This is a genomic window from Yinghuangia sp. YIM S10712, assembly GCF_051388935.1.
Classification (GTDB): Bacteria; Actinomycetota; Actinomycetes; order Streptomycetales; family Streptomycetaceae; genus Yinghuangia.
In genome coordinates this window covers 1-9720 of the sequence record NZ_JBPKBI010000046.1, presented here as the reverse complement: position 1 = coordinate 9720, position 9720 = coordinate 1, and the positions used below count along the sequence as shown (strand labels likewise).

The following is a 9720-nucleotide window of genomic DNA, read 5'->3' as shown; positions in this document are numbered from 1 at the left end:
CGGCTCCGGGCACGGGGTGTTCGTCGAGGTCAGTCCGCATCCGGTCTTGACCGTCGGCGTGGAGGAGACCGCCGAGGCCGCCGGTACCCGGGACGTGCTGGCGACGGGGACGCTGCGTCGTGACCACGGCGGACTGGACGAGGCGCTGACCGCTGCGGCGCGGGTGTTCGTCCACGGTGTCGATGTGGATTGGGCGGGGTTGTTCCCGGCCGGGGTGGGGCGTGTGGAGTTGCCGACGTATGCGTTCCAGCGCCGTCGGTACTGGCTGACTCCGGCCGGGGACGCGGCCGGTGTGGTTTCGGCGGGGCTGCGGGCGGCGGGGCATCCGCTGCTGGGTGCGGCGGTCGATCTTCCGGACGGCGGGACCGTGTTGACCGGCCGGATCTCCCTGGACGCCCACCCTTGGCTGGCGGACCACGCCGTCCACGGCACCGTGTTGTTGCCCGGCACCGCGTTCCTGGAACTGGCCACCCACGCCGCCGACCATGTCGGCGCCGCCACCATCGACGAACTCACCCTCGCCACACCCCTCACCCTCAGCGAGGACCGCGCTGTCCTCCTGCGGGTCACCGCGGCCCCGGCTGACGCCGACGGGTACCGCGCGCTCACCATCCACGCGCGCCCGGAGGTTGCCGGCGAGTCCGACGCCGAGCCGGTCTGGACGCTCCACGCCGAGGGCGTGCTCGGCCCCCGCGCCCTGGCGGCGCCCGACCGTGACGTGGCCACGTGGCCGCCGCCGGGCGCGGTGGAGGTCGACATCACGGACGTCTACCAGCGTGTTGCCGAGGTCGGCTACACCTACGGGCCGGCATTCCGGGGCCTGCGCCGCGTCTGGCGGGGAGCCACCGCGAACGAGGTCTTCGCGGAGGTTGTCCTGCCGACCGGGGAGCACGCGGACGCCGGCCGCTTCGCCGTACACCCCGCCCTGCTCGACGCGGCCCTGCACCCGCTGCTCCCCGGAGTGCTCGATGCCGGTGCCGCAGTTGTCCTGCCCTTCGCGTGGTCCCAGGTGGCCGTGCACGCGTCGGGTGCGACGGCACTGCGCGTCCGGATGAGCTTCGGCGACACCGGCCAAGCGGCTTTGGAGATGACCGACCCGGCCGGCACCCCCGTGGCGTCGGCGCGGTCGCTCACCGTGCGCCCGCTCCCCGAGGACGCGCTGCGCGGACTCGGTGACCCACTGGACGACGCCCTGCTGCAACTGGACTGGACGGTCGTCGGGTCCTCCGCGGACGCCGATCCGAGCGGCCGGGCCCCGGGCACCGCCGCGTACGACGGCCGTCAGGAAGACACCGCGTTCCTCGGCGCCGCCGGTGATCTCGACGCGTTGGCCGCCGACCACGGCGACAGGGTGCCGGCCCACGTGGTGGCGGAACCCTTCCCGGCTTCGACCCACGCGCTGCTCGGCAGCCGACTCCCCGCCGCCGCACGGGAAGCCGCGATCCGCACCCTCGAACTGCTCCAGGACTGGCTGGCCGACGAGCGGTTCGCGGACGCCCGCCTGACGGTGGTCACGCGCCACGCCGTCTCCGCCGCCCCCGGGGATCCCGTCGACCCCGCCACGGCGGCGGTGTGGGGCATGGTGCGCAGCGCCCAAAGCGAACACCCGGGCCGGTTCACGCTCCTCGACATCGACGCCGCCCCAGGCAGCCGCGCCGACGATGCGGTGACCGCCGCCCTCGCCGCCGCCCCGACGACCGTCCGCGAACCCCAACTGGCCCTGCGCGGGACCCAATTGCTCGCACCCCGCCTGACCCGCCCGACCACCGCGGAGCGGCTTGCCCCGCCCGAGGGCCACCCGGCATGGCGCCTGGGCCTGACCCGTGCCGGAACGCTCGACAACCTGCGGATGCTGCCCTGCCCCGAAGCCACCGCCCCCCTCGCGCCAGGGCAGGTCCGCGTCGCGGTGCGCGCCGCCGGACTCAACTTCCGCGACGTGCTGATCGCCCTGGGGATGTACCCGAAGCCCGACGCGCTGCCCGGCAGCGAAGGAGCCGGTGTGGTCCTCGAAGTCGGGCCCGAAGTCCGGGACATCGCCGTGGGCGACCGCGTCATGGGCTTCCTCGACGGTGGATTCGCCCCCGTCGCGGTCACCGACCGCAAGCTGATCGCGCCGATCCCGGCGGGTTGGACGTACGCCCAGGCGGCGGCCGTGCCGGTGGTGTTCCTCACCGCCTACTACGGCCTGGTCGACCTCGGGCGGCTCGCTCCCGGCGAGTCGGTGCTGATCCACGCAGCAGCGGGCGGCGTGGGCATGGCGGCCGCGCAACTCGCCCGCCACCTCGGCGCCGACGTCTTCGGTACGGCGAGTCCCGGCAAATGGGATACCTTGCGTGCCGCCGGTTTCGCGGACGACCGGATCGCGTCGTCGCGGACGCTGGAGTTCCGTGACAAGTTCCGCACCACCGCGAACAAGCCCGCAAACCGGCCTGTCGATGTCGTCCTCAACTCGCTCGCCCGCGAGTTCATCGACGCCTCGCTCGAACTCCTCGCCGACGGTGGACGCTTCGTCGAGATGGGCAAGACCGACCCGCGCCGGCCCGACGACATCGCCGCCGCGCACCCGGGAGTCTCCTACCACGCGTTCGAGCTCATGGACGCCGGGCCCGACCGCGTACAGGAGATGCTGCGCGAAGTCCTCGCACTGTTCGAAAGCGGCACGCTGCACCCGATCCCGGTGACGACGTGGGACATCCACCGCGCCCCCGAAGCCTTCCGCTACCTCTCCCAGGCCCGCAATATCGGGAAGATCGTGCTCACCGTGCCCGCGCCCGCACCGGATCCCGGCGGCACGGTGCTGATCACCGGGGGAACCGGCGTGCTGGGTGCGATCGCGGCCCGGCATGTCGTCACCGAACACCGCGCGCGGCACGTCCACTTGGTGTCGCGCAGCGGCACCGACGCTCCTGGTGCCACCGAACTGGCCGACGAACTACGCCGGTTGGGGGCCGAGACGGTCGAGCTGTCCGCCTGCGACGCCGCCGACCACGATGACTTGCGGCGCCTGCTCTCCGCTCTCCCGGCCGAACGCCCGCTGTCAGCGGTCATCCACGCGGCCGGCGTGCTCGACGACGGCGTCGTCACCGGCCTGACACGGTCTCAGGTCGACGCCGTCTTCCGGCCGAAAGTCGACGCGGCATGGAATCTGCTCCAGCTCTGCGACGAACTGGACCTGGATCCCGCGGTGTTCGTCCTCTACTCCTCGTTCGCCGGGACGGCCGGCACGCCCGGCCAAGCCAACTACGCGGCGGCCAACGCGACCCTCGACGCCCTTGCCTCGGCACGACGCGCCCGGGGGCTGCCCGCGGTATCCCTCGCCTGGGGGCTGTGGGCCGAATCCAGCGGCATGACCGGACACCTCGACGACATCGACCGGCGCCGCATGGCCCGCGACGGACTGCTGCCGATGTCCGCCGCCGACGGCATGGCCCTGTACAACCGCGCCGCGACACTCGGCCGGGCCGTCGCCGTACCCGCCCGCATCGACACCGCCGCGCTGCGCAGCCGCAGCGATGACGAACTACCCGCAATATTCCGTGCCTTGGTACGCCGCCCCGCGCCCAGGCGGAACCTCGCCGGCGCACCCGCGGCCCCGGACCCCGACACGACGGCGGACCGGCGGCAACAACTCACCGCGCTGCCGCCCGCCGAACGCACCCGCGCGCTGGAAGACATCGTCCGCAACGAAGTCGCCGCCGTACTCGGCCACGACAGCGGCGCGTCCATGGCCCTCGACCAGGTCTTCAAGGACCTCGGATTCGACTCGCTGACCGCCGTCGAACTGCGCAACCGCCTCAACACCGCGACCGGCCTCCGGCTGCCGACCACGCTGGTCTTCGACCACCCCACTCTCGCGGCCCTCACCGCCCATCTCGACGAACTCCTCACTCCCGTCGGCGCACAGAACACCGCGCGACCTCTGCTCGCCGACCTGGAACGCATGAAAGCCGCGCTCCTCGCCGGGATCGACGATGCCGACGAGCGCACGGTGATCACCGAAAGCCTGCGCGAACTCCTCGACCTGTGCCGCGACTTCGCCCAGGCGGCACCGACCGGCGAAGCCGACACCGACCTGGACTCCGCAAGCGACGACGAACTGTTCGCCCTCGTCGACGAGCAGACCTGACCGACCGTACGACCCCGGCCGGGCCGCAGCGCCCGGCAGCCCGCACCGGCAAGCGATCACCGCACACCCGAAGCGACTCCGACCACACGCGCCCACCGCATCGGGCCGCCCGGACATGCGAACCGGCGGCCCGCATCGACCCAAGCTCCGTGCCGACAAGCACCGCACCCGGGGATAGGACGTCATGGCCGACGAAGACAAACTCCGCGACTACCTCAAGCGGTCGATCGCCGACGCCCGCGACGCCCGCCGCCGTCTCGACGAGGTCGAGGCGCGCAGCCGCGAACCGATCGCGATCGTCGGCATGGCCTGCCGCTTCCCCGGCGGAGTGCGCACCCCCGAGGACCTGTGGCGCCTGGTCGCGGACGGTACCGACGCCATGACCGCCTTCCCCGAGGACCGCGGCTGGCCCGCCACACTGCCCGCCCTCGGCCCCGGCGCCGACAGCTCCCTCGCCGACGGCGGATTCCTGCACGACGCGGGCGAGTTCGACGCCGACTTCTTCGGCATCTCGCCGCGCGAAGCGCTCGCGATGGACCCCCAGCAGCGCCTGCTCCTGGAAACGGCGTGGGAAGCCGTCGAACGCGCCGGCATCGCCCCACGTTCCCTGCGCGGCGAGCACGTCGGCGTCTTCGTCGGAGCCACCCCGCAGGGGTACGGGCCGCCCGTCCACGCCGCCCCGGACACCGTGGAAGGCCACCTCCTCACCGGAACCACGCCCAGCGTCGCCTCCGGCCGCATCGCGTACCAACTCGGGCTGCTGGGGCCCGCAGTGACCGTCGACACCGCCTGCTCGTCCTCGCTCGTCGCCCTGCACCTCGCGGTGCAGTCGCTGCGGTCGGGGGAGTGCTCCCTGGCCCTCGCGGGCGGGGTCACCGTCATGGCCGGACCGGGCGTCCTCGTCGAATTCGCGCACCAGCGGGGCCTCGCCGCCGACGGCCGCTGCAAGGCTTTCGCCGCCGCGGCCGACGGGACGAACTTCGGCGAAGGCGTCGGCCTGCTGCTGGTCGAAAGGCTGTCCGACGCGCGGCGCAACGGCCACCGGGTGCTCGCCGTGGTGCGGGGCAGCGCGGCCAACCAGGACGGAGCGTCCAACGGCCTCACCGCGCCGAGCGGCGTCGCCCAGCAGCGCGTGATCCGCCAAGCCCTCGCCAACGCCCGCCTGACGGCCGCCGACGTGGACGCCGTCGAAGCCCACGGCACCGGCACCACCCTCGGCGACCCGATCGAGGCCGAGGCACTGCTGGCGACGTACGGGCAGGAACGCCGCGACGGGGCCGGGCCGCTGTGGCTGGGCTCGCTCAAGTCGAACATCGGCCACACCCAGCACGCGGCGGGCGTGGCCGGGGTCATCAAGGCCGTCATGGCCCTGCGCCACAGCCTGCTGCCTCCCACCCTGCACGTCGACGCACCCACACCCCACGTGGACTGGACCTCCGGCGACGTGCGGCTGCTGACCGAAGCCCGGCCGTGGCATCGAGGCGAAACACCGCGACGTGCCGGAGTCTCCTCGTTCGGGGTCAGCGGGACCAACGTGCACGTGGTTCTGGAGGAGGGCGACGAAGCACTCGACGACGTCCCGCGTCCCCGGCCCGCCGGGACGGAGAACAAGCCGACCGCTGCGTCCGTGGACACCACCCTCGACACCGTCCCCGTGCCGTGGGTGGTGTCGGGGCGTGGTGGTGGGGCGTTGCGGGGACAGGCGGCTCGGTTGGGGGAGTTCGTGGCGGGGGCGCCGGGGGTGGCGCCGGTGGATGTGGGGTGGTCGCTGCTGGTGGGGCGGTCGGTTTTTGAGGACCGTGCGGTGGTGTGGGGTCAGGACCGGGAGGAGTTGGCGGACGGTCTGGCCGCGGTGGCCGGTGGTGTGGCGCATCCCGGTGTGGTGGTCGGTTCGGTGGTGGGTGGCCGGTTGGGTGTGGTGTTCACCGGTCAGGGTGCGCAGCGGGTGGGGATGGGTTTGGGGTTGTGTGGGGCGTTTCCGGTGTTCGCGGAGGCGTTTGCATTGGTGTGTGCGGAGTTGGATCCGTTGTTGGGGTGTTCGCTGCGGGAGGTGGTCGCCTCGGGTGATGGTCTTGATGGGACGGGGTTGACGCAGCCGGCGTTGTTTGCGGTGGAGTTGGCGTTGTTCCGGTTGGTGGAGTCGTTTGGTGTGCGGCCGGATTTTGTGGCGGGGCATTCGGTGGGGGAGATCACCGCTGCGCATGTGGCGGGGGTTCTCTCGTTGCGGGATGCGGCGCGGTTGGTGGTGGCGCGCGGCCGGTTGATGCAGGCGTTGCCGGAGGGCGGTGCGATGGTCGCCGTGGAGGCCTCGGAGGATGAGGTGTTGCCGCTGTTGGACGGGGTGGGCGATCGGGTCGGGATCGCGGCGGTGAACGGACCGGCGGCGGTGGTGGTGTCCGGTGAGGCCGACGCGGTGGCCGGGGTGGCCGGGTGGTTGCGGGACCAGGGTCGGCGGACGAAGCGGTTGACGGTGAGTCATGCGTTTCATTCGCCGCTGATGGACCCGATGCTCGACGACTTCCGGGCCGAGATCGCGGATGTGGTGTTCGGGAGCCGGTGATACCGGTTGTGTCGGCGGTGACGGGTGCGGTGGCGACGGCCGGGGAGTTGGCGTCGGCTGACTATTGGGTCGAGCACGTCCGCAAGCCCGTGCGCTTCCTCGACGCGGCCCGCGCACTCGACGCGGAGGGCGTGACCACGTTCCTCGAACTCGGCCCCGACGCCGTGCTCACGGCCATGCTGGACGACTGCCTACCGGACACCGACACACCAGCAGGTGTTCCCATCATGCGGGCGGGCCGTGACGAGATGACAACAGCGGTGAAGGCTCTGGCCCAGTTGTTCACGCGCGGCGTCCACGTCGACTGGTCACCGCGGTTCGCCGGCCTGACACCACGGCAGATCGACCTGCCCACCTACGCGTTCCAGCGTGATCACTACTGGCTCGCACCCACGCCGCACGGCATCGCCGACGACACGGAGCAGCTCAACGAAGGGCTCTACCGCGTCGCTTGGCAGCCACTCGCCGGCGGCCGGCCCGCAGGCAGCAGCGGCGGTGCGGAGCTCATCTGGTGGGAGCCGGACGCAGCGCTCGACTCGCTCGCGGACAGTGACGGACGACTGCCGGCACTCGTCGTCGCGGAGCCGACAGCCGCCCTCATCGAGACCACGGCAGACTTGACGGTGCCTCAACAGGTGCGCGCGGCAACCGCAGCAGCCCTGCGCATCGTGCAGACCTGGCTCGCGGACGAACGCAGCGCGGCGAGCCGCCTGGTGCTGGTGACCCGCAACGCCGCCCGCGTCACGGCCGATGATCCGGTGGACCCCGCGGCAGCCGGCGTGTGCGGCCTGGTGCGCAGTGCCCAGACCGAGAACCCGGACCGGATCACCCTCGTCGATCTCGACGGCGACGAGCGCTCGTGGAATGCCCTGCCGGACGCGATCGCCGTGCGGGCACCCGAAGTCGCCCTGCGCGCCGGCCTCCCCGCCGTCCCCCGTCTCGTGCGGATGTCGCCGCAACCCGTCCCCTCGGCGAACCCTCCGGCCGGGGACGCACCGCGAGAGGACGGCGGCGGCTGGCCCACCGACGGGACCGTCCTCATCACCGGCGGGACGGGAGCACTCGGCGCGGTGCTGGCGAGGCACCTGGTCACCGTGCACGGCGTACGCCACCTGCTGCTGCTCAGCCGTCGCGGCCCCGGAGCGCCGAACGCCGCCGAACTGGCCGCCGAACTGGAGGACGCAGGCGCGTCGGTGACGATCGCCGCGTGCGACGTCGCCGACCGCGAGCAGCTTGCGGACGTCCTGCACGCGATCCCGTCCGAACACCCGCTCCAGGCCGTCGTCCACACCGCCGGGGTGCTGGACGACGCCGTGGCGACGTCCCTGACCCCCGGCCGGCTCGAAGCGGTGCTGCGGCCCAAGGTCGACGCCGCTTGGCACCTCCACGAGCTGACAAGCGGTCAAGAGATCACCGCGTTCGTGGTCTACTCGTCGCTCGCCGGAGTGCTCGGCACCGCCGGCCAGGCCAACTACGCTGCCGCGAACACCGCTTTGGACGCCTTGGTCGCCGTACGGCGCCGACTCGGCCTGCCCGCCGATGCCCTCGCCTGGGGGTGGTGGGCCGACGCAGCGGCGATGGCCGGCGGCCTCGGCGAGGCCGACATGCTGCGGATGAAGCGGGCCGGTCTGGCCGCACTTTCGCCCAAGGCCGGCATGCGCTTGTTCGACGCGGCCGTCGGCGTCCGGGACGACAGCACCCGAGCCGACGCGGCACACGTTCCGGTCGTCGCGGCGGCTTTCGACGGACGCGCGCTCCGCGAGCGCGGCGGCGCGCTCCCGCCGATCCTCCACGGCCTCGCGGGCCCGTCCGCCGAACGCCGCGCCCGCACCGAAGAACGATCCGACACGACCGCCGACCCGGGCGGCCTGGCCCGAAGCCTGGCACCGCTGGGTGCGGCCGAACGCCAACGCCACATGGCGGACCTGGTCCGCACCGCGGCTGCCATGGTTCTCGGCCACCCGAACCCCGACCGGGTCAGCGCGACCCGCACCTTCAAGGAACTGGGCTTCGACTCGCTCACCGCGGTGGAACTGCGCAATGCCCTCAAGGCCGCGACCGGGCTGACTCTCAGCGCGGCACTCGTCTTCGACTACCCGACCCCGGCAGCGCTCGCCGGACACCTCCTGGCCCAGGTCTTCGGCGCCGACGACGCACCGGAGGCGGGCCTCCCGCCCACAACCGCGGTCCGCGACGACGAACCGATCGCCATCGTGGGCATGGCCTGCCGCTTCCCCGGCGGTGCCGACTCCCCGGAGGGGCTGTGGCGCCTCGTGGAGTCCGGCGTCGATGCGATGGGTTCCTTCCCCACCGACCGGGGCTGGCGCGGCGACCTGTACGACCCCGACCCCGACCGCGCCGGCAAGAGTTACGTCACCACGGGCGGATTCCTCGACGGTATCGGCGACTTCGACGCCGGCTTCTTCGGCATCTCGCCGCGCGAGGCCCTGGCGATGGATCCGCAGCAGCGGCTGCTGCTGGAGACCGCGTGGGAAGCCATCGAACGGGCCGGCATCGACCCGCAGTCGTTGCACGGCACCCCGACCGGAGTGTTCGCCGGCGGGAACGGCCAGGACTACTCGACGATTTCGGCGCAGGCATCGGAAGGCATCGAGGGCTATCTGGTCACCGGCAACGCCGCGAGCGTGGTCTCCGGCCGAATCGCCTACCAGCTCGGGCTGACCGGCCCCGCGGTGACGGTGGACACGGCGTGTTCGTCGTCGTTGGTGGCGTTGCACCTGGCGATGCAGTCACTGCGGTCCGGTGAGTGCTCCCTTGCCCTCGCCGGCGGAGTCACCCTGATGGCCACTGCCCGGCCCTTCGTGGAGTTTTCGCGGCAGCGGGGGCTTGCGGCTGATGGGCGGTGCAAGCCGTTCGCGGCTGCGGCGGATGGCACGGGCTGGGGTGAGGGTGTCGGCTTGCTGGTCCTGGAGCGTTTGTCGGATGCGCGGCGGCATGGGCGTCGGGTGTTGGCTGTGGTGCGTGGTTCGGCGGTGAATCAGGATGGTGCGTCGAATGGTTTGACGGCGCCGAA

3 protein-coding genes are annotated in these 9720 nt (G+C 72.5%); all 3 read left to right on the top strand.

The window, feature by feature from the left end; translation table 11 throughout:
• On the top strand, positions 1-4126 hold a 4126-nt coding region (locus tag ACRX5W_RS32780), incomplete at its 5' end, for an SDR family NAD(P)-dependent oxidoreductase (RefSeq protein WP_436792042.1).
• 184 nt (positions 4127-4310) lie between these two features.
• The gene (locus ACRX5W_RS32775) at positions 4311-6686 is read left to right on the top strand and encodes a type I polyketide synthase (RefSeq protein WP_436792041.1); all 2376 of its coding nucleotides are present in this window, start codon (positions 4311-4313) and stop codon (positions 6684-6686) included.
• Positions 6683-9720, top strand: a 3038-nt coding sequence (locus tag ACRX5W_RS32770) for an SDR family NAD(P)-dependent oxidoreductase (protein ID WP_436792040.1), incomplete at its 3' end; no start/stop codon positions are given. The genes ACRX5W_RS32775 and ACRX5W_RS32770, both read left to right, overlap by 4 nt.